The organism is Microbispora bryophytorum (genome assembly GCF_006874465.1).
GTDB classification, from domain to species: Bacteria; Actinomycetota; Actinomycetes; order Streptosporangiales; family Streptosporangiaceae; genus Microbispora; species Microbispora bryophytorum.
Genome location: NZ_VIRL01000003.1, coordinates 14,711 through 39,481, shown reverse-complemented (window position 1 = coordinate 39,481; position 24,771 = coordinate 14,711). Strand labels below are relative to the sequence as shown.

The 24,771-nt window shown below is 70.2% G+C and carries 30 protein-coding genes; 3 read left to right on the top strand and 27 right to left on the bottom strand.

What is annotated here, in order from left to right:
- Positions 1-52 precede the first annotated feature (52 nt).
- The 4 genes from FLX07_RS07725 to rplM form a co-directional block, all read right to left on the bottom strand.
- Complete coding sequence (locus FLX07_RS07725) at positions 53-2,896, bottom strand: LuxR family transcriptional regulator (RefSeq protein WP_142569054.1); 2,844 nt, start codon at positions 2,894-2,896, stop codon at positions 53-55.
- A 105-nt stretch (positions 2,897-3,001) separates the two neighbouring features.
- A complete protein-coding gene (glmM, locus tag FLX07_RS07720; protein ID WP_142569052.1) occupies positions 3,002-4,387 on the bottom strand; it encodes a phosphoglucosamine mutase in 1,386 nt (461 codons plus the stop codon).
- Positions 4,387-4,908, bottom strand: coding sequence for a 30S ribosomal protein S9 (gene rpsI / locus FLX07_RS07715; protein WP_142569050.1), 522 nt, complete (start codon positions 4,906-4,908; stop codon positions 4,387-4,389). Before rpsI ends, glmM begins: the two co-directional genes overlap by 1 nt.
- 30 nt (positions 4,909-4,938) lie before the next feature.
- Positions 4,939-5,382 carry a 50S ribosomal protein L13 gene (gene rplM, locus FLX07_RS07710; RefSeq protein ID WP_142569048.1) on the bottom strand — a complete coding sequence of 148 codons (444 nt, stop codon included), beginning with the start codon at positions 5,380-5,382 and terminating at the stop codon, positions 4,939-4,941.
- 337 nt (positions 5,383-5,719) lie between these two features.
- Between rplM and FLX07_RS07705 the strand changes: the two genes are divergently transcribed.
- On the top strand, positions 5,720-6,442 hold the full coding sequence (locus FLX07_RS07705; RefSeq protein ID WP_167748153.1) for a CAP domain-containing protein: 723 nt from the start codon (positions 5,720-5,722) through the stop codon (positions 6,440-6,442).
- Between the two features lie 41 nt (positions 6,443-6,483).
- Positions 6,484-7,698, top strand: a complete 1,215-nt coding sequence (locus FLX07_RS07700) for a hypothetical protein (protein WP_142569044.1) — start codon at positions 6,484-6,486, stop codon at positions 7,696-7,698.
- 439 nt (positions 7,699-8,137) lie between these two features.
- Here FLX07_RS07700 and FLX07_RS07695 read toward each other — a convergent pair whose 3' ends face one another.
- Positions 8,138-8,452 (bottom strand): hypothetical protein, encoded by a 315-nt coding sequence (locus FLX07_RS07695; protein ID WP_142569042.1) that lies wholly within the window; start codon positions 8,450-8,452, stop codon positions 8,138-8,140.
- A gap of 621 nt (positions 8,453-9,073) precedes the next feature.
- Here FLX07_RS07695 and FLX07_RS07690 point away from each other — a divergent pair.
- Positions 9,074-11,425, top strand: coding sequence for a hypothetical protein (locus tag FLX07_RS07690; RefSeq protein ID WP_142569041.1), 2,352 nt, complete (start codon positions 9,074-9,076; stop codon positions 11,423-11,425).
- Positions 11,426-11,478: 53 nt separating this feature from the next.
- Here the strand turns inward: FLX07_RS07690 and truA are convergent, their stop codons facing one another.
- The 22 genes from truA to rplN form a co-directional block, all read right to left on the bottom strand.
- Entirely contained in the window at positions 11,479-12,369 is an 891-nt protein-coding gene (gene truA, locus FLX07_RS07685) for a tRNA pseudouridine(38-40) synthase TruA (RefSeq protein WP_142569039.1), read from the bottom strand.
- 82 nt (positions 12,370-12,451) lie between these two features.
- Positions 12,452-12,994, bottom strand: coding sequence for a 50S ribosomal protein L17 (gene rplQ, locus FLX07_RS07680; RefSeq protein WP_142569036.1), 543 nt, complete (start codon positions 12,992-12,994; stop codon positions 12,452-12,454).
- Positions 12,995-13,142: 148 nt separating this feature from the next.
- Positions 13,143-14,159, bottom strand: a complete 1,017-nt coding sequence (locus FLX07_RS07675) for a DNA-directed RNA polymerase subunit alpha (RefSeq protein ID WP_030508347.1) — start codon at positions 14,157-14,159, stop codon at positions 13,143-13,145.
- A 155-nt stretch (positions 14,160-14,314) separates the two neighbouring features.
- Positions 14,315-14,941 (bottom strand): 30S ribosomal protein S4, encoded by a 627-nt coding sequence (rpsD, locus tag FLX07_RS07670; RefSeq protein WP_142569034.1) that lies wholly within the window; start codon positions 14,939-14,941, stop codon positions 14,315-14,317.
- Positions 14,942-14,961: 20 nt separating this feature from the next.
- Entirely contained in the window at positions 14,962-15,366 is a 405-nt protein-coding gene (gene rpsK, locus FLX07_RS07665; protein ID WP_020542285.1) for a 30S ribosomal protein S11, read from the bottom strand.
- Positions 15,367-15,402: 36 nt separating this feature from the next.
- Positions 15,403-15,783, bottom strand: coding sequence for a 30S ribosomal protein S13 (rpsM, locus tag FLX07_RS07660; protein ID WP_142569032.1), 381 nt, complete (start codon positions 15,781-15,783; stop codon positions 15,403-15,405).
- A gap of 232 nt (positions 15,784-16,015) precedes the next feature.
- Entirely contained in the window at positions 16,016-16,129 is a 114-nt protein-coding gene (rpmJ, locus tag FLX07_RS07655) for a 50S ribosomal protein L36 (protein ID WP_003956441.1), read from the bottom strand.
- A 45-nt stretch (positions 16,130-16,174) separates the two neighbouring features.
- Positions 16,175-16,396, bottom strand: coding sequence for a translation initiation factor IF-1 (gene infA / locus FLX07_RS07650; RefSeq protein ID WP_030508344.1), 222 nt, complete (start codon positions 16,394-16,396; stop codon positions 16,175-16,177).
- Between the two features lie 420 nt (positions 16,397-16,816).
- Complete coding sequence (locus FLX07_RS07645; RefSeq protein ID WP_142569030.1) at positions 16,817-17,266, bottom strand: DUF1707 SHOCT-like domain-containing protein; 450 nt, start codon at positions 17,264-17,266, stop codon at positions 16,817-16,819.
- A gap of 68 nt (positions 17,267-17,334) precedes the next feature.
- Positions 17,335-18,165, bottom strand: coding sequence for a type I methionyl aminopeptidase (gene map / locus FLX07_RS07640; protein WP_142569027.1), 831 nt, complete (start codon positions 18,163-18,165; stop codon positions 17,335-17,337).
- 86 nt (positions 18,166-18,251) lie between these two features.
- Complete coding sequence (locus FLX07_RS07635; RefSeq protein WP_142569025.1) at positions 18,252-18,905, bottom strand: adenylate kinase; 654 nt, start codon at positions 18,903-18,905, stop codon at positions 18,252-18,254.
- A complete protein-coding gene (gene secY, locus FLX07_RS07630; protein WP_142569023.1) occupies positions 18,905-20,212 on the bottom strand; it encodes a preprotein translocase subunit SecY in 1,308 nt (435 codons plus the stop codon). The genes FLX07_RS07635 and secY overlap by 1 nt, the downstream gene beginning before the upstream one ends.
- Positions 20,213-20,393: 181 nt before the next feature.
- Positions 20,394-20,849, bottom strand: coding sequence for a 50S ribosomal protein L15 (rplO, locus tag FLX07_RS07625; RefSeq protein ID WP_142569022.1), 456 nt, complete (start codon positions 20,847-20,849; stop codon positions 20,394-20,396).
- Positions 20,850-20,851: 2 nt separating this feature from the next.
- Entirely contained in the window at positions 20,852-21,034 is a 183-nt protein-coding gene (gene rpmD, locus FLX07_RS07620) for a 50S ribosomal protein L30 (protein WP_142569020.1), read from the bottom strand.
- Positions 21,035-21,036: 2 nt separating this feature from the next.
- Entirely contained in the window at positions 21,037-21,669 is a 633-nt protein-coding gene (gene rpsE / locus FLX07_RS07615; protein ID WP_142569018.1) for a 30S ribosomal protein S5, read from the bottom strand.
- Between the two features lie 64 nt (positions 21,670-21,733).
- Positions 21,734-22,117 (bottom strand): 50S ribosomal protein L18, encoded by a 384-nt coding sequence (gene rplR, locus FLX07_RS07610; RefSeq protein ID WP_142569016.1) that lies wholly within the window; start codon positions 22,115-22,117, stop codon positions 21,734-21,736.
- 2 nt (positions 22,118-22,119) lie between these two features.
- Complete coding sequence (gene rplF / locus FLX07_RS07605) at positions 22,120-22,662, bottom strand: 50S ribosomal protein L6 (RefSeq protein ID WP_142569014.1); 543 nt, start codon at positions 22,660-22,662, stop codon at positions 22,120-22,122.
- Between the two features lie 18 nt (positions 22,663-22,680).
- Positions 22,681-23,079, bottom strand: coding sequence for a 30S ribosomal protein S8 (gene rpsH, locus FLX07_RS07600; RefSeq protein WP_030508333.1), 399 nt, complete (start codon positions 23,077-23,079; stop codon positions 22,681-22,683).
- Between the two features lie 111 nt (positions 23,080-23,190).
- Positions 23,191-23,376, bottom strand: coding sequence for a type Z 30S ribosomal protein S14 (locus tag FLX07_RS07595; protein WP_030451489.1), 186 nt, complete (start codon positions 23,374-23,376; stop codon positions 23,191-23,193).
- 2 nt (positions 23,377-23,378) lie between these two features.
- Positions 23,379-23,963 carry a 50S ribosomal protein L5 gene (gene rplE, locus FLX07_RS07590; protein ID WP_142569012.1) on the bottom strand — a complete coding sequence of 195 codons (585 nt, stop codon included), beginning with the start codon at positions 23,961-23,963 and terminating at the stop codon, positions 23,379-23,381.
- Entirely contained in the window at positions 23,963-24,268 is a 306-nt protein-coding gene (rplX, locus tag FLX07_RS07585) for a 50S ribosomal protein L24 (RefSeq protein ID WP_167748187.1), read from the bottom strand. Before rplX ends, rplE begins: the two co-directional genes overlap by 1 nt.
- Positions 24,269-24,276: 8 nt before the next feature.
- Positions 24,277-24,645: a 50S ribosomal protein L14 gene (rplN, locus tag FLX07_RS07580; RefSeq protein WP_030508330.1), complete on the bottom strand. Its 369-nt coding sequence runs from the start codon at positions 24,643-24,645 to the stop codon at positions 24,277-24,279.
- Between the last annotated feature and the right edge of the window lie 126 nt (positions 24,646-24,771).

Here is a 24,771-nt window from a genome sequence, read left to right as displayed (position 1 = left end):
GGCCCCGCGGCCGGTTCCAGAGATGATCTGATCGTCACCCGTCTGCCGGCCCTCACGGCAGCAGGCGGGCCAGTTCGACCCGGGAGCGCACACCGAGCCTGGCGAAGATGTTCCTCAGGTGGTGCTCCACCGTGCGCGGGCTGATGAACAGCCGCGCCGCCACCTCCCGGTTCGTCGCGCCCTCCGCCACCAGGGTGGCGATCTGGAACTGCTGCGCCGTGAGCAGCCGGCCGGCCTCGGAACGGGAGCCCGAGGGCCGCACCGACTCCCCCGCCGCCCGCAGCTCCGCGCGGGCGTGCGCGCTCCACAGGCGGGCGCCGTACCGTTCGAACGTCTCCAGCGCGCCGTGCAAGTGCTCGCGGGCGGCTCCCGGGCGGCGCGACCGCCGGAGCATGCCGCCGTACAACAGTCGCGTGCGCGCGGTCTCGAACGCGCACGACCCTTGCCGGTGCAGTTCCAGCGCCTGGGCGAAACGCTCCCCGGCCTCGTCCGGGGACGCCAGGAGCGCGTGGCATCGGGCCGCCAGCGCCAGCCGGTCGGGGTCGCGGGTGCTGTCCGCCCAGCGTTCCAGCACGACCAGCGCGTCCCGCGCCTGCGCGACGTCCCCCGTCCGTACGGTGCTCTCAACGAGCAGCGGCGTCGCCATCACCCGTACGACGAGGGGGTCTCCCGTGCGGGCCACCACGCGCAGGCGGTTGACCGCGTCGGCGTGGCGGTTGGCCGCGACGTCCAGATGGGCCAGCGCGAGCGTGCCGAGCGCCTCGGCCACGCTGACGCCGTGGGCGGCGGCCAGCTCGACGGCGCGCGCTGCCCGCAGGGCGCACGTCTCCTCGTCGCCCTCGACGGCGGCGGTGAAGGCGAGCCAGGCCAGGTGCTGCGCGCCGCTGACGGCACGGCCCGTCTCCTGCGCCAGGCGCAGGCCGTCCATCGCGTTGGCCGCCACCGCGTCGTAACGGCCCATCCACTGCTGGGCCTGGATGAGGATCTCCAGCATCTGCGGCATGCTGGCGACCGCGCCGTGGGCACGCGCGACCTCGACCGCCCGGGAGGTCAGGGTGAGCGCGGCGGCGCCGTTGCCGAGCAGGAGGCTCGCCACCCCGCCCCACACGAGCGCCGAGGGACTGCCGGCCGAGGACGGCGCCATCACCCCGGTGGCGACGCGGCGCAGGGACGCGGTCGCCTCCCTGTGCCTGCCGCGGAACGTCGCGGCCATGCCCCCGAGATACTCCAGCGCCATGCGCGTGAGGTGGGCGTCGTCGGGCCGCCGCAGCGTCTCTGCCCGCCGGGCGATCGTCAGGAACCGCCGGTTGTCCCCCGCCAGGTAGCTCGCCTCACCCGCTCGGACCAGCGCGCGTACGGCCTGCTCGCGGTCGGTGCGCAGCAGCCGCTCCGCGGCGGCGAGCAGCGTGTCGCAGGCGCTGTCGGTCTTGCCCGCCCGCAGCTCCAGGCTGCCCCTGAGCAGCTCGGCCCGGCCGCGCACCTCGGCGCCGGCCGTGAGCGTGTCGATCCTGGCCAGCAGCGACCGCGCCCGCTGCGGCTGCCCCGCCCGCCAGGCGTGCTGGGCGGCGGCCGCGAGCCGTGCGGCCTTGGTCTCGCCGTGCCCGGTGAGCTCGGCCGCCCGTTCGAGGACGCGGAACGGTTCCGGGAAGGCCGCCGTCGTCGCCTTCGGCATCTCCGCCAGTGCCCGTACGAGGTCCTCGGCGAGCTCACCAGCGGGACCGTCGAGGGCGGCGGCGCGATGCCACGCCCGCCGCAGCCGCCGGCGCTCCCCTCCGGAGTCATCGCCGGAGGCATCGGCGGCACCCTCACCGGCACCCTCACCGGAAACATCGCCGGAGACATCGCCGAGAAGGCCCGCGAGCAGGCGGTGAGCGGCCCGCCTCCGGGCGAGGGACGCCTCGGCGTAGGCCACGTGGCGCAGGAGCGGGTCGGCGAGGTCGAAGCCGCCGTCCGGCAACTCGACGACGACGCCCGCGGCCTCCGCCGCCTCCAGCGCCGCCAGCCCGGACCGCGCCTCCGCCGCGCGCGTCAGCGTGACCGCGTCGATGCCGGGATCGGCCGCGATCAGCGTGACGAGGTCGGCCGTGTCGGCGGGCAGGCCGAGGAGCCGGTCGGCGTACGCCCGCCACAGCCGGCCGCCCCGCGGCGGCGTCTGCGGCGGCGGCGCCGTGCCCTCACGGTGCTCATCGGTCAGCGCGCCGGCGAGTTCCGCGAGTGCGAGCGGGTTGCCCCGGGCCGCCCGGACCAGCGCCGTACGCAGGTCTCCCGGCAGGCCGTCGGGGACGAGGTCGTCGAGCACCTGCCGCGACGCCCTCTCGTCGAGCGGGGCGAGCGGCAGCGTGGGCAGGCCGTCGGGGGCGGTGCCGGGCTCCGCGCAGGCCAGCAGCACGGCGACGGGGATCGTCCCCACCCGGCGGGCCACGAAGCAGAACGCCTCCCGGCTGGGGGCGTCGAGCCGCTGGAGGTCGTCGGCGCACACCAGCACCGGACGACCGGCGGCCCGCAGGAGCCGCAGCAACGCGGCCGGCAGCGCCAGGCCGCCGGCGTCGGCGCCGGTCCGCAGCGCCTCGGCGAGCACCCGCGTATCGGCCGCCGGCGTGTCCAGCCGATCGGTGATCGGGCCGAGCAGGGCGTGCAGCCCGGCGTACGGCAGGTGGGTCTCACCCGCGACGCCCTGGGTGCGGAGCACGAGGAACCCCGGCTCGCCGGGGGCGCCGGTGGCCGCGTGCGCGGCGGCGAGGTCGAGCAGCGCGGTCTTTCCCGCACCCGGTCCGCCGAGGAGGAGCAGGCATCCGCCCGCGCCGGCTCTGGCCCGGTCCACCAGTGCGCGCAGCGCGTCCGATTCCTTTTCCCGGCCTCTTACCGAATTCGACCGAACATCGGTCAAACAAGACATGAATCAGTGTTACGCGCACATTACGCAATTGAGAAGGGTTTCCAATAAGGAACCCCGCCGGGCGCGCGCCCGGCGGGGTCCTCAGGAATCGTGACGCGTGCGGCGTCAGGCGCAGACCGTGCGGACGACCTCCGCGAGGCGGTCCGCCACGGCCTTGGCCTGGTCGTGCGACGAGGCCTCGACCATGATCCGGATCATGGGCTCGGTGCCGCTCGGCCGGATCAGCACCCGGCCGGAGTCACCGAGTTCCGCCTCGGCCTCGGCCACGGCCGCCCGCAGTTCGGGGGCGGACGCCTTCGACTTCGCCACGTCCCGGACGTTGACGAGCACCTGCGGCAGCTTCGTCATCGCCGAGGCGAGGTCGGCGAGGGAGCGGCCCTGGCGGGCCACCTCGGCCATCAGGTGCAGCGAGGTGAGCAGGCCGTCCCCGGTCGTGGCGTGATCCAGCATGATCACGTGACCGGACTGCTCGCCGCCCAGGGTGTAGCCGCCGTCCTGCATCGCCTCCAGGACGTAGCGGTCGCCGACCGCGGTCTCCACCACGGACAGGCCGGCCTCCCGCAGGGCGAGCTTGAACCCCAGGTTGGACATGACCGTCGCGACGACCGTGTCCTTGGCGAGGCGGCCGTCGGCATACATCGACAGGGCCAGGATCGCCATGATCTGGTCGCCGTCGATCTCCTCACCCGCACCCGTGACGGCGAGGCAGCGGTCGGCGTCGCCGTCATAGGCGATGCCCAGGTCGGCACCGCCGTCGACGACGGCCTTACGCAGCGCGGCCAGGTGGGTCGAGCCCACGCCGTCGTTGATGTTCAACCCGTCCGGGGCGGCGCCGATGGTCTCCACGGTCGCGCCGGCGCGCAGCAGCGCCTCCGGAGCGACCATGTGCGCCGCGCCGTGCGCGCAGTCGACGACGACCCGCAGGCCGTCGAGCCGGTGGGGCAGCGTGGTCAGCAGGTGGGAGACGTATCGGTCGGCCTCGCCGTACGCCTCGCGGACCCGGCCGACCGACGATCCGACCGGACGCTCCCACTTCTCCCCGAGCCGTTGCTCGATCTCGTTCTCCACCGCGTCGGGCAGCTTGTAGCCGCCGCGGGTGAAGAACTTGATGCCGTTGTCCGGCGCGGGGTTGTGCGACGCGGAGAGCATGACGCCGAGGTCGGCCCCCAGCGCGTTGGTCAGGTACGCGACCGCCGGGGTGGGCAGCACGCCGAGCCGCAGGACGTCCACACCGGACGACGCGAGGCCGGCGACCACGGCGGCCTCCAGGAACTCTCCTGAAGCCCGCGGGTCCCGGCCTACGACGGCGATCGGGCGGCCGCGCCGCCCGACACTGGCGTGGAACGCCCCGGCGTCGCCGAGCACATGCGCGGCGGCCACGGACAGGTCCATGGCCAGCTCCGCGGTGAGGTCGCGCCCGGCGACCCCGCGTACCCCGTCGGTGCCGAAGAGGCGCCCCCGGGAGGGGGCGCCTACGGGCTCCTGCGACATTAACGCTTGCTGTACTGAGGAGCCTTGCGGGCCTTCTTGAGGCCGTACTTCTTCCGCTCCGTGGCGCGGGCGTCACGGGTGAGGAAGCCGGCCTTCTTCAGCGGCGGGCGGTTGACCTCGGCGTCCAGAACGGCGAGCGCGCGGGACAGGCCCATGCGCAGCGCGCCGGCCTGGCCGGTCACGCCGCCGCCGTCGATGCGGGCGATGACGTCGAACGCGTCCTCGGCGCCCAGCACGACGAACGGCTCGTTGATCAGCTGCTGGTGGACCTTGTTCGGGAAGTAGCTCTCCAGCGAGCGGCCGTTGATCGTCCACTTGCCGGTGCCCGGCACGATGCGGACACGGGCGATGGCCTCCTTGCGGCGGCCGGTGCCGTACGAGTTGCCCGTGGTGACGGGCTTGCGCACGGCGCCCTCGCCGGCGGCGGCCGACTCGGTGGTGTATTCGGAGGGGAACTCCTCCGCGGTGTACTCTTCCGGCTCGCCCTCGACGAGCGTCTCGATACCGGTGGGCTCGGCCACGGTTCTCCTCTTAACTTTCCTGGCTCGCGATTACTGGGCGATCTGGGTGATCTGGAAGGACACCGGCTGCTGGGCCTGGTGCGGGTGCTCGGCGCCGGCGTAGACCTTGAGCTTCTTGGCCATCTTGCGACCCAGGGCGTTCTTGGGGAGCATGCCGCGGACGGCCTTCTCCACGGCCTGGTCCGGACGCTTCGCCATGAGCTCGCCGTAGCTGACGGAGCGCAGACCGCCGGGGTAGCCCGAGTGGCGGTAGGCCTTCTTCTGCTCGAGCTTGTTGCCGCTCAGGGCGATCTTGCCGGCGTTGATGACGATGACGAAGTCACCCGTGTCGACATGCGGAGCGAAGATCGGCTTGTGCTTCCCGCGGAGCAGGGTCGCCACCTGGCTGGCCAGCCGGCCGAGCACGACGTCGGTCGCGTCGATGACGTACCACTGACGTTCGACGTCGTTGGGCTTCGGTGAGAACGTGCGCACGGCAGTGCCTTCTGTCGGAATGTGAACTCTCGGTAGGTTGCGCAGGCACGGCGACAACCTCCGTCTCCACATGTACGGGAGAAGACGCCGGACGCGCCGTGCACCGGTCTGCGGACAGACCGATCCACACACAACGAACTAGCAGCCTACCGACCCGATGCCACCTGGTCAAAACAGCGAGCGGTACGGGGCATTGGAACGACTCATTTGAACGTTCATCAAATCCATACCCATTCGCCTCTTCTTCCTCATGGCGCAGATCTCTATATTTGACTGCGGTATGTCGCAGACCCCTCACAAAAATCACACCTTCCGTGTCCCCTTACGGGGGACTCAGATGGGTTTGCTGGCATGCGCCGTCGCCATCCTGCTCACCGGTGTCGTGATCGGCAGGATGAGCACCAGGTCGGGCGAGGTCGACGACGTCTATCTGCGCAAGTCGGAGCCGTCCCCGTCGCCGAGCGTGAGCGCGGCGGGCGCGGTGCCGCGTGAGCGCCCCACCCTCGACCACGTGCTGCACACCGTGGCTCCGGTCGCTCCCCGGCAGGTGCCGCAGCGCCGGCCCCGGAAGGAAAGGCCGTCCTCCACGCTGATCGACGGCTCCGAAAACGGCTCGCGGCACACCGTTCTCACGCCCGGGACGGACGGCGGCGACGCGTACGACGCCGACTCGATGCGCTCCGCCTCGATGGAGGCCGAGGTCGTGCGCCTGGTCAACGCCGAGCGCCGCAGGCACGGCTGCCGGTCCCTGCGCATGGACCCCCGCCTGGTGGAGTCCGCCCGCGCGCACTCGGCCGAGATGGCGTCGAGCCAGCTGTTCCGGCACAGCTCCCCGGGAGGCGCCTCTCCCTGGGACCGCATGGGCGCGGCGGGCTACTCCGACGGGGGCGCCGAGACGATCGCCAGGGGCTACCAGACCGCCGAGGCGGTCGTCCGCGGCTGGATGGCCGGGCGGAGCGACCGCGCCACGCTGCTCGACTGCCGCCTGGTCGCGACCGGGGTCGGCGTGAGCGCGGGCGAGGGCGGCCTGTGGTGGACCGAGGACTTCGGGTATTCCTGACGCTTCCTCATGTGTCCGAATAGCCGACTAATCTCAGCGCCATGGGTTATCCCGGCGACCAGCAACCACCTCCGCCGCATCATCCCCAGGATCCCCGCAGGCGGGACCTGCCGCCGTACTCCGGCGGGGACGACCCTCCCCTCGCCGGACGTCGCGACGCGCCGCCCTACGGCCAGCCGCCGTACCAGCGCGAGCAGTCGCCGTACGCCCGCGAGCAATCGCCGTACGAGCGTGAGCAGTCGCCGTACGAACGTGAGCAGGCGCCCTACCAGCCCTACCCACAGCAGCCCCATCAACAGCAGCCCTATCCGCAGCAGCCCGAGCAGCCGCCGTACGGCGGGCGCGGGCCGTACGAGCAGGAGAGCCCCCGCCGTGCGGAGGAGCTCGCGTCGGGTCCGTACGCGTCCCCACCCGGCGGACAGACGGGCGGCCAGCCGGGCGGACAGCCGGGCGGCGACTGGGACGTGCGGCGGCAGCCGACGGCGCCGCGGGTGCCTCCGCCGCCGGAGCCCGTGTGGGATCCGGACGCGAAGGGACCCTGGTGGCGTCGCCCCTGGGCTCTCGGCCTCGCCCTGCTGCTCCTGATCGGGGCGCTGTTCACCGGCCTGTGGTACGCCGCGCGCAACGAGAAGCCGCCGGTCGCCGCCCCGACGCCCACCGCCCGCCCCAGACCACCGCTCGTCTCCGAAGGCCCTCTCGGCAAGTTCGGCTACACCGCGTCACGGACGACCGACAAAAGTCCGCTGTCGCTGCGAGAGCTGTTCGCCAAGGGCAAATTCGTCAAGAACAAGCGGTCGTACGTTCGCACGACGTTCCGTAAGGAGAAAAAGTGCGCGGACGGCGTCACCGGCGACAAAATAACCAAGGCGCTCAAGGCGGGCGGATGCACGCAACTGCTGCGGGCCAGCTTCGCTGACTCCAAGGGCACGGTCATCGGCACCGTGGGCGTCGCCAACCTCAAAACCTCCGCCACGGCGAAGAAGGTCGCCTCCGCCGGAGGCGGCGGCGAGCGCAAGGACTACCTCAAGCCGCTGCCGGGCAAGGACGAGGCCACCAAGCACCTCGGCGCCGGCGAGGCGTACGCGGGCGGCTGGACCCACGGCCACTACGCGGTGCTGCTCTGGTTCCAGTTCAAGGACGGCCATAAACCGGCCAAGAACGAGCTCAAACGGCTCTACCAGACCGCGGTGGACGTCACCGATGCGACTGTTTTCCCTGCCCTCGACACCCGTTCGCTGAAGGGTGGTCCCATCTGAGGCCAGGCGTTCACTGAGGTGAACGCCGGTGGGCGAGCCGGGGCGGCTCGGACCGAAACGCCCATAGGGGCACGCCGATCGCGCCCACGCCGTTACGCTTCCGGCTATGCGTGGCAAGGATTCCGCTTCCGAGCACGAACACGAAACGGCGTGGGCCCGCCGCGAGGCGGACGCCGAGGGCTCGGCGACACCTCCGACGCCACCTCCGAGCTTCGGCCAGACACCGCCGGCCGGATCCGGGCAGCCACCGGCGGACGACGGCACGGCCTGGGCCCCGGACGCCGCCGGTGCGGCGGACCGGCTTCCGGCCGTGTCCCACCCGACGAGGTACGGCCCTCCTGGCGGTCTCGGGGCACCGGAACCGGCGGACGACGACCCGGAGAGCACGAACAGGTTCAGGGCCGTTCCGGCGTACGGCCCTCCACCGGCCGACCCCGGCCTACCGGAAAACGCCGGTATGCCCGGGAATGCCGACGTGCCCGGGAATACGAGCGTGCCCGGGAACGCCGGAGTATCGGGGGACGCCGGGGACCTTCCCGCGCCGCGCCGCCCCGGCGACGAGGCCCTCGGCCTGCCCGCGTCCGGTGAGCCGTATCCCGGAGCCGGTTCCGGCCCCGGAACCGGCCCGGGTCACAGCGCGGTGCCGCCGCAGGCCGCGTACGGCCCGGGAACGCCTTCCTGGCAGCAGCCGGAAAGCCAGGGCATCCACTCGTGGCAGCCGGCCGGACACGAAGACCAGCAGCAGCCGGGTCACGGCGCACATGGTCATCCCGGATACGGCCCGCCCGCATGGCAGCCCCCGGCTCCGGCCACCCCTCCGTGGCGGCCTCCGGCGGAGCACGCCGATCAGCGGCCGCCGGTTCCGGACCCGGCCGCGCCCTCGTGGCAGCCCGAGGGCCAGGCAGTTGCCCCGTGGCAGCCCGACGGCCAGGCAGTCTCCTCGTGGCAGCCTCCGGCCGACCCGAACGCCGTGCGTTGGGAACAGCACCCGCCGGGCCCGGAAGCGCCGTCCTGGCAGCCCGCACAGCCGCCCTGGCAGCCCCCGCAGGGCGCGGGCGGGCCCGCCTACCCCCAGACTCCCCCGCCGCCGCCCGGCCCACAGCAGCCCGGCCCACAGCAGCCCCCGTACGGCCCCGGACCCCACGCCTGGCAGCCGCCCGCGGACGGACCCAACCCGGGATGGCAGCCCAACCCGGGGTGGCAGCAGCCGCCCACGGAGGGACCCAACCCGGGGTGGCAGTCGCCGGCCGGCGCGGGAGCGCAGCCGTGGTCTCCGTATGGCCCCGGAACGCCGGCCTGGGAGCAACCGCCCCCGGGCTCGGCTCCGCAGCCGTGGCAGCAGGAGCCGCCGCCTCCGGGAGCGGGAGCCCCGCACATGTGGCCGGCCCCCGTCGCCGATCCCGGCGCCCGGCCCGGCGCCTTCGGCGCGTCCCCCTCGCCGTACGGCGAGGGATCTCACGGCGGGGGGTGGAATGGCCCGGCCGGGCCCCCTTCCTGGTCGCAGCCCGGCGGCCCGCCCCCGGCTCCGGCCTCCTACGGGCCGGATCAGCAGACCGCAGCGCCGGCCTCCTACGGGCCGGATCAGCAGAACACCGGGGCTCCCTGGGCCCAGCCCGGCGAGACGGCGCCCGGCGTGCCGACGTTCTCCGAGTGGGGGCCCGCCCCCGACGGGGGGCAGCCGCCCGGCGGGGAGGCCTGGCCGCAGGCACCGGCCCCGGCACCGGCGCCCCACCAGGGGTACCCACCCGCCCTCCCGCCGCAGTACGACCCCCAGTACATGCCGCAGCCCGGTCCGGATTTCCCGGCCGGGCAGCCGGAGATGTACGCCCAGGGAGCCATGTCCCCGGACGCGGTCCACCCCGGGGAGCCCGGCGACGTGCCCGTGTGGCCGCCACGGCTGCCCGGTGAGCCGTACCCGCAGGGGGAGATGCCCGCGGGCACCTCCTGGCCCCCGACGAACGCCTACCAGGGCGAGCCCGGCTCGGCGCAGGCGCCCGAGGGCATGTCCGGCGAGCGTCCGGGCCCTGACGAGCCAGGCGGCACGTCCGACCACAGCACCGCGCCCGACCAGACCCCCGGGCCCCACGACACCACCGGTCCCTACGACACCACCGCACCCGAGCACAGCACCGGGCCCCACACCACGGGACCCCACACCACCGGGCCCTACGACACCACCGCGCCCGGCCAGGCCGGCGCGCCTGCGGGCGTGCCCACCAAAGGACCGGGACAGACGGGCACGCCAACGCCGGGCGATCCCGGACAGGACGCTCCCGCGGGGAGCATCCCCCCACCGGACGCGCCGGCGCCGTATCCCGCCGGGCCGGATCACGCTGGGCCGGATCACGCTGGGCCGGGTCACGCCGGGCCACCCGGCAGCTTCGGGACCGAGATCGGCCATGCGGTGACCCCGATCGAGGGGTTCCCGGCGCCCGGCGCACCGTACGAACCCGGCCATGGTCTCCCGCACCCCGGACAGCAGGGCACTCCGCACAGCGAACCGCAGCACCAGGCCCACGACAGGACGACGCAGCCGCTGCTCCCCCCGCAGCCGGAGGAGCCGTTCCAAGCGCCCACGCAGACATCGATCGCGCCTGGTCAGGCGCAGTACAACGCACCGTCCGGGACACCACTGGGGAGACAGGACGAGACGCAGGGTCACATGGCGTCTCAGTCACCGTCCCAGTCGCCGTCCGCGACGTCCCCCTCGGATGTCCCGCCATCCGCCGCGCCCCCGGGTGCGGCGCCATCCGACCCGCCGCCCCCGGGCCCGTCCGCGAGCGACGGCGCCTCCGGAGCGGACTCCCCCGACCCCAATTCAGGACAGATGGCGACAACCTCTCCCACGAACGGTTCGCCCTCGCAGTCGACGGGTGAGACCCCGTTCGCGTTCACGCCGGTGACACCTGCCAAGGCGGGCAAGCCGGCGCCTCCAGGCGGATTCGGGCCGAACCCCTCCGCCCCCTCCTCTGGGAGCAACCTCCCGGCGACGCTGGGCTCCAGCAGCCCTTCCTCCTCCGGCGGCAAGGTCAAGCGGATCCTGATGGCCGCCGGTGCGGTGGTCGTCGTGGCGGCGATCGGCACCGCGGCCTACTTCGCCTACTCGGGTGAGCCGGACGGCGACCAGGCCGCCCGCCCGCCGGCGACCACCACCACGCCCCCCTCGGACGAGCCGCAGCCGACCGCCTCGGTCTCCTCCGCCATCCTCGACTCGGAGCAGACCGACCCCAAGACCCTCAAGCCGGGAGAGGCGTTCCCGGACGAGAAGGTGACGCTGGCGGGCATCACGTACCGCCGGGTCAAGGCCGACGTGACCGACGACTGCGAGAAGGCGGCGGCGGGCGCGTTCGCGCAGGCCCTCACCGAGCAGCAGTGCCGCAGGGTGCTCAGGGCCACCTACGTGGACGGCAAGCGCCAGTACGCCGTGACCACGGGCATCGCCGTGCTGCCCGGCAAGACCGAGGCCCTCGCCGTGGACCAGGCCAAGGATCTCGGCGCGAACGTCTGGTTCCGCGGCCTCGACGGCGACCAGAAGAACCGGGCCGACAAGGTGTCGATCTCCGGCGGCTACGCCGCCGGCATGGTGTGGGGACGCTACATCGTGTTCAGCTACGCCACCTACGCCGACGGCCACACCCCGGACGCGAACGACAAGAACCTCGCGCCGATCAGCGGCGCCTTCCGGGACAGCATGGCGAAGGTGATCGAGAAGCGCGCCTCGCGCTGACGATCCCGGCGCGTGGTCTCCCCACGGGGGCCACGCGCCGCGCGGCCACGCCGTCAGGAGCTCAGCGTGCGCACGCGGCGGGTCGCGGCGGCCCGCCGTGCCAGCTCCTCAGGCGCGGGGTAGCGCACCTCCTCAAGGGTGAGACCGTGCGCGGGAGCGACGTGCACACCCGAGTCTCGTACGGCTCTCGCCAGCACCTCGGCGGGCCACTCGACGGGCCGCCTGCCCTCCCCCACGGTCAGCAGCGAGCCGACCAGCGCCCGGACCATCGAATGGCAGAAGGCGTCGGCGACCACGGTCGCGAGGAGGATCCCGTCCGCGCCCCTGACCCAGTCGAGCCGCTGCAGCTCGCGGATCGTGGTCGCGCCCTCGCGCCTGCGGCAGAAGGCGGCGAAGTCGCGCTCGCCCAGCAGACGGGCGGCCGCCGCGTTCAGCAGGTCCACGTCCAGCGGCCGGGCGTACCACAGCACCTCACGCCGCCGGAGCGGGTCCACCCCGCCGGGGACGTCGCCGACGCGATAGCCGTAGCGGCGCGACAGCGCGGAGAACCGGGCGTCGAAGCCCTCCGGAGCCACGCTGACGGTGTGCACCCGCACGTCGAGGGGGAGCACCCCCGCCAGCCGCCTCGTCAGCGCACCGAGCCACTCAGCGCCGCGCTCTCCCCACGCCCGTTCCGGATCCTCGGGGACGGGGGCACGCACGGACGAGACGGCGGCCAGCGCGGCGAGCGGGAGGTCGACGTGCGCCACCTGCCCCCTCGCGTGGACGCCGGCGTCGGTGCGGCCCGCGACGGTGAGCGACGGCGGGGCGTCCAGACGAAGGACACGGCCCAGCGCGTCCTCGATCTCCCCCTGCACGGTGCGCCGCCCCGGCTGGCGCGCCCAGCCCGAGAAGTCCGTGCCGTCGTACCCCAGGTCCAGCCTCAGCCGCAGTTCTCGCTCCACGCCATCCCTCGTACGGTGCACAAACGAAGAGCGGGCCCAGCATCCCCGGAAGGGAAACTGAGCCCGCTCACAGAGCCTGGGATCAGGCCTCGTCCTTCTTGTCACCCTGTGCCGACTCAGACTCGGCGGCCTCGGGAGCCTCCGCCGTCTCGGCGGCGGCGCCCTCGGCGGCCTCGTCCTGCGCGGCCGGCGTCTCCTCGACCTCGGCCGGAGCGGCCTCGGCGGCGGACGCGGCCGGAGCCGTACGGGAGACCCTGACCGGGTTCAGCTGCTCGGTGACCAGCTCGATGACCGCCATCGGAGCGGCGTCGCCCTTGCGCGGGCCGAGCTTGGTGATCCGGGTGTAGCCACCGGGACGCTCGGCGAACGTCGGGGCGATCTCGGTGAAGAGGTGGTGGACGATGCCCTTGTCGCGGACGACCGTCAGCACCTGGCGACGGTTGTGCATGTCGCCCTTCTTCGCCTTGGTGATCAGCTTCTCCGCGAGCGGGCGGAGACGCCTGGCCTTGGCCTCGGTGGTGGTGATCCGGCCGTTCTGGAACAGCGAGGTGGCGAGGTTCGCCAGGATCAGCCGCTCGTGGGCCGGGCTGCCGCCGAGGCGGGCGCCCTTGGTGGGCTTGGGCATTTCATGCTCCTCATGGCTAACCCGCTCCGGCCGTGTCAGGTACCGGGGTCGGGCCGACCGGAGTACCGGTCGTGACTTGTCATCGCCGGCTCATGCCGCCCTCGACGGGCGGCACGAGCCGGTGGTGCCGCTGCTGAAAGACCGGCGATCAGTACTGCTCGGTCTCGATGAACCCGCCGTCCTCGTCGTCGTACCCGCCGCCGGCGACCGCGGAGGGGTCGAACCCGGGCGGGGAGTCCTTGAGAGCCAGACCCATCTCGTGCAGCTTCTGCTTGACCTCTTCGATCGACTTGGCGCCGAAGTTGCGGATGTCCAGCAGGTCCTGCTCGCTGCGGGCGACGAGCTCACCCACGGTGTGGATGCCCTCGCGCTTGAGGCAGTTGTACGAACGGACGGTGAGGTTGAGCTCCTCGATCGGCAGCGCCAGGTCGGCCGCGAGAGCCGCGTCCGTCGGCGACGGGCCGATGTCGATGCCCTCGGCCTCGACGTTGAGCTCGCGGGCCAGGCCGAACAGCTCGACCAGGGTCTTGCCGGCCGAGGCCACCGCGTCGCGGGGCTTCATGGACGGCTTGGTCTCGACGTCGAGGATCAGGCGGTCGAAGTCCGTGCGCTGCTCGACACGGGTGGCCTCGACCTTGTAGGTGACCTTGAGCACCGGAGAGTAGATCGAGTCGATCGGAATCCGGCCGATCTCCTGGCCCGGCTGCTTGTTCTGAGCGGCGGAGACATAGCCGCGACCGCGCTCGACGGTCAGCTCCATCTCCAGCTTCGCCTTGCCGTTCAGCGTGGCGATGTGCAGGTCGGGGTTGTGCACCTCGACACCCGCGGGCGGCGCGATGTCGGCCGCGGTGACCTCACCCGGGCCCTGCTTGCGCAGGTACATCACCACGGGCTCGTCGTGCTCGGAGGAGACGACCAGCGACTTGAGGTTCAGGATGATGTCGGTGACGTCTTCCTTGACCCCGGGCACGGTCGAGAACTCGTGGAGCACGCCCTCGATGCGGATGCTGGTGACCGCCGCCCCCGGGATGGAGGACAGCAGGGTCCGCCGCAGCGAGTTGCCGATGGTGTAACCGAAGCCCGGCTCGAGCGGCTCGATGATGAACCTGGACCGGTGCTCCTCGAGCGACTCCTCCTGGAGGCTCGGGCGCTGTGCGATGAGCATCTGGATCTCCTGGATCCGGGACGGCCCCGTTACGGTGGACGAGGAGCCCCTGGGTTACGGCGACGCCCGCTATTTGACGCCGCTCGCCTACAACCATGATGCCGTACGGCCGGAGTGTACCGGCCGTACGGCGTCATGAAACTGCCGGGGCCCTACTACTTGGAGTAGAGCTCGACGATCAGCTGCTCCTGGACCAGCGTGTCGATCTGCTGGCGGACCGGGAGCTGGTGCACGAGGATCCGCATGTTCTCGGTCGAGGAGCCCAGCCAGGCCGGGACGGTCTTGTCGCCGGCGCTCGCGCGGGCCACCTCGTACGGAAGCAGGTTGCGCGACTTCTCGCGCACCTCGATGATGTCGTGCTCGCGCACGCGGTACGACGGGATGTCGACCTTCTTGCCGTTCACGATGAAGTGGCCGTGGCGCACCTGCTGGCGGGCCGCGTCACGCGACTCGGCGAAGCCGGCGCGGTAGACCACGTTGTCGAGACGGCTCTCCAGGATCTGGAGGAGGTTCTCACCCGTCTTGCCACCCTTGCGGTTGGCTTCCTCGTAGTAGTTGTGGAACTGCTTCTCGAGGACGCCGTAGATCCGACGGGTCTTCTGCTTCTCACGAAGCTGGAGCTGGTACTCCGACTCCTTCGGACGGCCACGGCCGTGCTCACCCGGCGGGTACGGGCGGATCTCGATGGGGCACTTGGCGGACTCGCACTTCTTACCCTTGAGGAAGAGCTTGGTCTTCTCACGGCGGCAGAGCTTGCAGTCCGGACCCGTGTAACGAGCCATTTCTTTCTACTCTCCTGAGCTCAGACGCGACGGCGCTTGGGCGGACGGCAGCCGTTGTGCGGGACCGGGGTCACGTCCTGGATGGACCCGACCTCGAGACCGGTCGCCTGAAGCGAACGGATCGCGGTCTCACGGCCGGAGCCGGGGCCCTTGACGAAGACGTCGACCTTGCGCATGCCGTGCTCCATGGCACGGCGAGCGGCGTTCTCGGCAGCCATCTGCGCGGCGAACGGGGTGGACTTGCGAGAGCCCTTGAACCCGACGTGGCCGGCGCTGGCCCAGGAGATCACGTTCCCGTTCGGGTCGGTGATCGAAACGATGGTGTTGTTGAACGTGCTCTTGATGTGGGCGTGCCCGTGAGCGACGTTCTTCTTTTCCTTGCGGCGCACCTTCTTCGGTGCGCCCTGGCGGCTCTTCGGCGGCATTGAAGCGCTAACTCCTGGAAATGTGGCTGCTAAGGACTACTTCTTGCCCGGCTTCTTCTTACCGGCGACGGTCTTCTTCTTACCCTTGCGGGTGCGCGCGTTCGTCTGCGTCCGCTGACCGTGGACAGGCAGCCCCTTGCGGTGCCGGATGCCCTGGTAGCAGCCGATTTCGATCTTGCGTCGGATGTCGGCCTGAACCTCGCGGCGCAGGTCACCCTCGATCTTGTAGTTCGCCTCGATGTAGTCACGCATCGGAACGAGCTCGGCGTCCGTGAGCTGGTGGACGCGCATGTCGGGGCTGATGCCGGTCGCGTCAAGGATTTCCTTGGCACGGGTGCGGCCGATTCCGAAAATGTAGGTGAGAGCGATCTCCAGCCGCTTGTCGCGGGGGAGGTCGACGCCAACCAGGCGGGCCATGGTCGGGCATTCTCCTTCAGTGTGGCGGAGGTCTAACGCCACACTTCCCCTCCCATGCCCGGGCGAGGGCCCCGGCCTCCGACCGGGGGTCTCCCGCGTGGTACGGACTCCTCGCGGAGACCGCCTGCGCGGGTGTGTGGCGCGATTTCGTTGTTCCGGCCCGTTCGCTGGCCGAGTCCGCCGCAGGGGCGGACTCAGCCGGGGCCCGGTGGCGACGTACTGAGAGCTGTGCTCAGCCCTGACGCTGCTTGTGGCGCAGGTTGTCGCAGATCACCATGACGCGACCGTGCCGGCGAATCACCTTGCACTTGTCGCAGATCTTCTTGACGCTCGGCTTGACCTTCATAGTCCTTATTCGTTCCGCATACGGCCCGTCCCGCTGACGGGGGGGCTACTTGTACCGGTAGACGATCCGCCCACGACTCAAGTCGTAGGGGCTCAACTCCACGACAACCCGGTCGTCGGGCAGGATCCTGATGTAATGCATCCGCATCCGCCCGCTGATGTGGGCCAGGACCTTGTGACCGTTGTCGAGCTGCACCCTGAACATGGCGTTCGGGAGCGACTCAATAACAGTGCCCTCAATCTCGATGGCGCCGTCTTTCTTGGCCATGGCCCTCGCGTTTCAGTGATCGGATCGTCTGAGGCTTCGGAACACTAAGCAGCCGCGACCTTCGGGCGCTTCCAGAGAGCAGCGACCAGCCAGGCCGCCTAGGCGCAAAGGTCATAGTGAACCGACAAAGGAGTGTACGGCAACCCGGGCCGAATTGCGAAACAACGGCAGGGGTCCCGACACAACCAGATCACAGAGTACCCCCGGAGGGGGCCGCCCGCCAATTCGGCGCCGGCCTGTTCCTTCGGGGCGTCGCGGGGGACGCCGCCGCACCCGCCCGCCCGGCACCGCCGAAATGCCGACGCGGGTGGGTGCGGCCCGATCACCGCGGGGACGCGGCCCGAGAGGGACCGCACATCGCGACACCGGTCGTCTACCCGCCCGCGGCTCCCGCGACGGCGGCCCTACGGTAAAGAACGCTCAGGTGTCGCGCCGGGACTGTCCGCCCCGGTCGGAGACCGTCTTGATCAGGAGGATTACGCCCCAGGGGCCCATGACCCACATCGGCCACGGAGGAATGAGATGGCCCGAGGCGACCGTGGACAGGAGCCAGATCATCCAGCTCACGGCGCTGGCGGCCGCCCAGGCGGACCATGCGCTCTTGACGCTGCCCTGCGCCTTCCCGTCACGCCGGGCGGGGCCCGGCCGTCCCGCGGGCGCAACGGCGGCGGGCAGCCGGTGCAGGTCGATCGCGGGCAGGTCGGAGGTGAGCGTGGCGAGTTCCCCGTACGTACGGCTCTGGTACACCTGCTCAAGCCGCTCATTGAACTCGTCGATGGTGAGCCTGCCCTCGGCCACGTGCTCGCGCAGTGCCGCGGCGACCCGGTCACGATCGCCGTCGGAGGCCCGCATCTCCGGCGCTGCCGCCATCACCATCTCCCGGTCATTTGAGCGATACGACCATTATTGTTCACGCGCCGCCGGAACGGGCGTCAGGTTCAGGAGACGCTCTCCCCCTGGCCCGCGCCCACACCGGGGAAACGGGAGGCTCCACCGTCGAGCGCCGTGAGAACGAGGGGGCCGTTCTCCGTCACCGCGACACTGTGCTCGAAATGGGCGGAGGCGCGGCCGTCGACCGTCACGACCGTCCAGTCGTCGCCCAGCACCTTGGTCCGGTCCGTGCCGAGGTTCACCATCGGCTCGATCGCCAGGCACATGCCGGCCTCGAAGCGGGGGCCGCGCCCCGGCCGGCCGTGGTTGGCCACCCACGGATCCATGTGCATCTCGGTGCCGATGCCGTGGCCGCCGTACTCCTGGGGGATGCCGTAACGGCCCTGAGAACGCACGTACTGCTCGACCTGATGGCCGATGTCGGACAGGTGCCCGCCCACCCGCAGGGCGCCGATGCCCCGCCACATGGCCTCCTCGGTCACCCGCATGAGCTCGGTCAGCGCGGGGTCGACCTCGCCGATCCCGACGGTGATCGCCGAGTCGCCGTGCCACCCGTCGAGGATCGCGCCGCAGTCGATCGAGATGATGTCGCCCTCGCGGAGCGCGCGGCTGTCGGTGGGGATGCCGTGGACGACCTCGTCGTTCACGGAGGCGCAGATCGTGGCGGGGAAGCCCTGGTAGCCCTTGAACGACGGGATCGCGCCCTCGCCCCGGATGGCCTCTTCGGCGATGGCGTCGAGGTCGAGCGGCGTCATCCCGGCCCGGACCGACGTCCGGAGCAGTTCCAGTGTGCGGGCGACGACCAGGCCGGCCGCACGCATCTTCTCCAACTGCTCGGCGCTCTTGATCTGGATTCCGTGCCGATTCTTCTTGAACACGTAACGCACCCCCTCCCGAAATTGTCCCATATAAGCGTGAACGCCACCCCATGGACTGGAGTGGCGTTCCCGGCTGCGGTAATGAATCAGTCGGCGAACCGCCGCAGCGCCGACATCGACCGCTGGGTGATCTCCTCGACCGGCCCGGTCGCGTCGACCCCCTGCAGGATTCCCTCGTCGGCGTAGAACGAGATCAGCGGCGCCGTCTGCTCCTGATAGACCTCCAGGCGCCGCCTGATGGTCTCCTCACGGTCGTCGTCCCGCTGGAAGAGCTCCCCGCCGCAGGCGTCGCAGACGCCCTCCACGGTGGGCGGATCGAACACGACATGCCACACCTTGCCGCAGGAACGGCACGTACGGCGGCCCGCCAGACGGCGCACGACCTCGTCGTCCTCGACGACCAGATTGAGCACCACGTCGAGCCCCGTGCCGAACTCGGCCAGCATCTTCTTGAGGACCTCGGCCTGCGGCACGTTGCGGGGGAAGCCGTCCAGGAGGAAGCCCTCCTGCGCGTCGTCCTCCGACAGCCGGTCGCGGACCATGGCCACGGTCACCTCGTCGGGAACGAGGTCACCGCGATCCATGTACTCCTTGGCGAGCTTGCCGAGCTCCGTGCCGCCAGAGACGTTGGCACGGAAGATGTCGCCTGTCGAGATTTTCGGGATCGACAGGTGCGAAGCGATGAACTGGGCCTGCGTCCCCTTACCCGCTCCGGGGGGCCCTACCAGGACGACGCGCACTATCTCAGGAAGCCCTCGTAGTTGCGCTGCTGAAGCTGGCTCTCGATCTGCTTGACCGTGTCCAGACCAACACCAACCATGATCAGAATGCTGGTCCCTCCGAACGGGAAGTTCTGGCTCGCTCCGGCCACCGCCAGCGCGATGATCGGGATGAGCGAGATCACACCCAGATACGGAGCGCCCGCGGCCGTGAGCCTGTTGAGCACGAAGCTCAGATACTCAGCGGTCGGCCGGCCCGGACGGATGCCCGGGATGAACCCACCGTACTTCTTCATGTTGTCAGCCACTTCAGGGGGGTTGAAAGTGATGGACACGTAGAAGTACGTGAAGAAGACGATCAGCAGGAAGAACGTGGCCATGTAGATCGGGTGGTCACCCCTGATCATGTTCTGCGCCAGCCACTCGACGACCACGTTGGGCTTCTGGCTGTTGCCGAACAGCGTGACCAGAAGCTGCGGCAGGTACAGCAGCGACGAGGCGAAGATGACCGGGATGATGCCGGCCTGGTTGACCTTGAGCGGGATGTAGGTCGAGGTGCCGCCGTACATCCGGCGGCCGACCATCCGCTTGGCGTACTGCACCGGGATGCGGCGCTGCGCCTGCTCGATGAACACGACGACGCCGATCATCACGACGCCGACCACCATCACGACGACGAACTTGAACGGGCTCTGCCGGTAGATGTTCACGAGCTCCGACGGGAACACCGCGATGACCTGAGTGAAGATCAGGATCGACATGCCGTTGCCGACGCCGCGGTCGGTCACCAGCTCACCCAGCCACATGATCACGGCGGTTCCGGCGGTCATCGTGATGACCATGGTGATCAGTGGGAAGACGTCCTGGCTGAGCAGGATCTCCTGGTTACAGTTCTGGAAGAGCTGCCCGCTGCGGGCCAGCGCGACGAACGCGGTGGACTGCAGCACCGCCAGCCCGATGGTCAGGTAACGGGTGTACTGCGTGATCTTCGCCGTCCCCGCCTGGCCCTCCTTCTTGAGGGCCTCGAGCCGGGGAATCACCACCGTCAGCAGCTGCAGGATGATGCTCGCGGTGATGTACGGCATGATGCCGAGCGCGAACACTGAAAGTTTCAACAGGGCGCCGCCGCTGAAGAGCTGCACCATCCCGTAGATGTTGGCAGCGTCTCCCGCCTGGGCCTGCTCCAGACACAGGGCCACGTTCTTGGCGTTGACTCCCGGAGTGGGAAGCACCGAACCAAGACGGAACAGCACAATGATGGCCAGTGTGAAGAGCAGCTTATTGCGCAGGTCAGGCGTTCGGAACGCCCGGGTAAACGCGGTCAGCACGGTCCCTCCTGCGCGCCAGTGACGCGGTAACGGTCGGCGATGGTCCGCAAGGCGTCCATCGACATGTCTTTCTGCCAGAGTGCTTGGTCGAACACGGGTGGAGTCCCGTGCCAGGCGAACTCTAACGCACTACGGGCGCGGAGGCTCATAACGAACCTCCGCGCCTCGTGCAGCGTCATGCCTACAGCTCGGAAACCGAGCCACCGGCCGCGGCGATCTTCTCCTTCGCGCTGGCGGAGAAGGCGTGCGCCTGCACGTTCAGCGCCACGGAGATCTCGCCGGTGCCCAGCACCTTGACGGGCTGGTTCTTGCGGACCGCACCCTTGGCCACCAGGTCGTCGAGCGTGACGTCGCCGCCCTGGGGGAACAGCTCCCCGAGCCTGTCCAGGTTGACGACCTGGTAGGTCGTCTTGAACAGGGCGTTGGAGAAGCCCTTCAGCTTCGGCAGCCGCCGCTGGAGCGGGACCTGGCCACCCTCGAAGCCCGGCATCACCGACGTACGGGCCCGGGTGCCCTTGGTGCCACGACCGGCCGACTTGCCCTTGGAGCCCTCGCCGCGGCCCTTGCGGGTCTTGGCCTTGTTGGCGCCGGGAGCCGGACGGAGGTCATGGATCTTGAGCGGAGCGTTCTCGGTCATGACTAGTCGACCTCCTCAACATCGACGAGGTGCGACACCTTGGCGACCATGCCCCGGATCTCCGGGCGGTCCTCCTTGACGACGACGTCGCCGATTCGCTTCAGACCCAGCGAGCGCAGCGAGTCACGCTGGTTCTGCTGCCCACCGATCTTGGACCGGGTCTGCGTGATCTTCAGCCGAGCCACCGTCAGCTCACCGCCTTCGCGGCCGCCGCGGCCTCGGCCAGACCCTCGGCGCGAGCCTTGAGCATCGCCTTGGGCGCGACATCCTCGATCGGCAGGCCACGGCGGGCGGCGATCTCCTCGGGGCGGCTGAGGCCCTTCAGAGCCGCCACAGTGGCGTGCACGATGTTGATCGGGTTGTCCGAGCCGAGCGACTTGGACAGCACGTCGTGGATCCCGGCGCACTCCAGGACCGCGCGAACCGGGCCACCCGCGATGACGCCCGTACCGGGCGAGGCCGGACGCAGGAGGACGACGCCGGCGGCTTCCTCGCCCTGCACCGGGTGCGGGATGGTGCCCTGGATCCGCGGGACCTTGAAGAAGTGCTTCTTGGCCTCCTCGACGCCCTTGGCGATCGCCGCGGGCACCTCCTTGGCCTTGCCGTAGCCGACCCCGACGAGACCGTTGCCGTCGCCGACGATGACCAGCGCGGTGAAGCTGAAGCGCCGACCACCCTGAACGACCTTGGCCACTCGGTTGATCTTTACGACGCGCTCGATATACGAGACGCCCTTGTCTGCGGCGCCACCGCGGCGGTCATCACGACGGTCACGCCGCTCGCCACCGCCGCCGGCACCGCGACGCGGAGCTGCAGCCATCAGTGGTTCCTCTTCTCGTTGCTCTTGGGACGGGTCGCCGGTCGCGACCCATGGACCGGAGCCATCAGAACTCCAGCCCGCCTTCACGGGCGCTGTCCGCGAGAGCGGCGATGCGCCCCGCGTAGCGGTTGCCACCGCGGTCGAACACGACAGCGGTGATCCCGGCGGTCTTGGCCCGCTGAGCGAGAAGCTCGCCGACCTTCTTCGCCTTCTCGGTCTTGTCACCCTCGCCGCCACGCAGCGAGACGTCCATCGTGGACGCGCTCACCAGCGTGTGGCCCTGAGTGTCGTCGACGATCTGCACGAACAGGTGACGCGTGGACCGGTTGACGACCAGGCGCGGACGCTCGGACGTGCCGAAGACGTTCTTGCGGACTCGGCGGTGCCGGCGGGCCCGGGAGACCGTGCGGGCGGCCGTGTGCTTGCCGAACGCAGTCTTTCCAGCCATGCCTACTTACCAGCCTTTCCGACCTTGCGGCGGACAACCTCGCCCTGGTAGCGCACGCCCTTGCCCTTATACGGGTCCGGCTTGCGCAGCTTCCTGATGTTGGCGGCGACCTCGCCGACCCTCTGCTTGTCGACACCGTCCACGTGGAACAGCGTCGGCCTCTCGACGCGGAAGCTGACACCCTCGGGAGCCTTGACGATCACCGGGTGACTGAAGCCCAGCGAGAACTCCAGCTCCGTCGGGCCCTTGGCCTGGACGCGGTAACCGACGCCGACGATCTCGAGCGTCTTCGTGTAGCCCTGCGTTACGCCCGCCACCATGTTGGCGATGAGCGTGCGAGACAGGCCGTGCAGCGCACGAACCTTGTTCTCGTCGTTCGGGCGGGTGACGGCGATGGTGCCGTCCTCGCCGCGCGAGACCTCGATGGGCTCGGCGACCGTGTGAGTGAGCGTGCCCTTGGGCCCCTTGACCTGGACTTCCCGGCCGTCGATCGTGATGTCGACACCCGCGGGTACGGGGATGGGCAGCCGTCCGATACGCGACATGCTGAGTGCCTCCCCTCGTTACCAGACGTAGGCGAGGACTTCCCCGCCCACTCCACGCTTGCTCGCCTGCCGGTCGGTCATGAGGCCGCCGGACGTCGAGATGATCGCGACGCCCAGACCGCCAAGAACGCGGGGCAGGTTGTCCTTCTTTGCATAAACCCGCAGACCGGGCTTCGACACCCGGCGCAGTCCTGCGATGGCGCGCTCGCGGCTGGGGCCGAACTTCAGCTCCATCACGAGGTTCTTGCCAACCTTCGCGTCCTCGACGCTCCAGCCCTGGATGTAGCCCTCCTGCTGGAGGATCTCCGCGATGTGTGCCTTGATCTTGGAGTAAGGCATGCTCACGGTGTCGTGATAGGCCGAGTTCGCGTTACGCAGACGCGTCAGCATGTCTGCGATCGGGTCGGTCATCGTCATGGCCGGTGGCCTTCCTCACCGCGGTTTCCCGATGGGACCTTCGGTGCGGTCGTGGGCGCTGCGATCAGCGCCCGGTTGATATGACTTCTGTGCGGCTGGCCCGCGGCGGGCTTACCAGCTCGACTTCGTGATGCCGGGCAGCTCGCCCCGGTGCGCCATCTCGCGGAAGCACACGCGGCACAGGCCGAACTTGCGGTAGACAGCGCGGGGACGGCCGCAGCGGGAGCACCGAGTGTACGCCCGGACCTCGAACTTCTGCTTGCGCGCTGCCTTGACCTTCAGCGACGTCTTCGCCATGATCAGGCCTCCTTGAAGGGGAAACCGAGGAGCTTCAGCAGCGCCCGGCCCTGCTCGTCGTTCTTCGCGGTGGTCACGACCGTGATGTCCATGCCCCGCTGCCGGTCCACCCTGTCCTGGTCGACCTCGTGGAACATGACCTGCTCGGTGAGGCCGAAGGTGTAGTTGCCGTTGCCGTCGAACTGCTTCGGCGACAGGCCGCGGAAGTCCCGGATACGCGGCAGCGCCAGCGACAGCAGCCGGTCGAGGAACTCCCACATGCGGTCGCCGCGCAGCGTCACGTGCGCGCCGATCGGCATGCCCTCGCGGAGCTTGAACTGCGCGATGGACTTGCGGGCGCGGGCGACGGCCGGCTTCTGGCCCGTGATGGCGGTCAGGTCGCGCACGGCGCCCTCGATGAGCTTCGAGTCGCGGGCGGCCTCGCCGACACCCATGTTCACCTTGATCTTGGTGACCGTGGGCACCTGCATGATGTTCTCGATGCCGAACTCGTCGCGCAGCTTCGCGATGATTTCCTCGCGGTAGCGCTGCTTGAGGCGCGGAGCGACTCGCCCGGTCTCAGTAGACTCAGTAGTGGTGGTGGTCATCAGCTGTCCTCACCCTCACCCGTCGCCTCGGCGTCGCCCTTGCCGGCGGCCTTCTTCTCGGGCTTCTTCTCGTCATCCTTGAGCTTCTTGACGTTGCTCACGTGGATGGGAGCCTCCATGGTCTGCACGCCGCCTTCCTGGGCGCCACGCGGGCCCTGGTTGGTGACCTTGGAGTGCTTCTTGATCATGTTGACGCCCTCGACCACGACGCGCTCGTCGCTCGGGTAGGCGGCGATGATCCGGCCCTTGGCGCCCTTGTTCTTGCCGGCGATGACCTGGACGAGGTCACCCTTCTTCACGTGCAGCTTCGCCATCACAGCACCTCCGGCGCGAGCGAGATGATGCGCATGAACTTCTTGTCGCGCAGTTCACGGCCCACCGGGCCGAAGATGCGGGTGCCCCGCGGGTCACCGCTGTCCTTGATGATGACCGCGGCGTTCTCGTCGAAGCGGATGTAGGAGCCGTCGGGGCGGCGGCGCTCCTTCACGGTGCGCACCACGACAGCCTTGACAACGTCGCCTTTCTTAACGCCCCCGCCGGGAATGGCGTCCTTCACCGTGCCCACGATGATGTCGCCGATTCCCGCGTAGCGCCGACCCGAGCCGCCGAGCACGCGGATGCAAAGGATTTCCTTGGCACCCGTGTTGTCGGCGACCTTGAGCCGCGACTCCTGCTGGATCACGTCTACTCCTGTGTGTCGTGCCGGTTCTCACCCTCGCGGTGAGCCTGGCCGAACCTGATGTGGTCTTTTTCCCTCGGCGACAGCCGTACGACCGCCGCCGCGGGCGGACGGGACCGATGGTCGGCC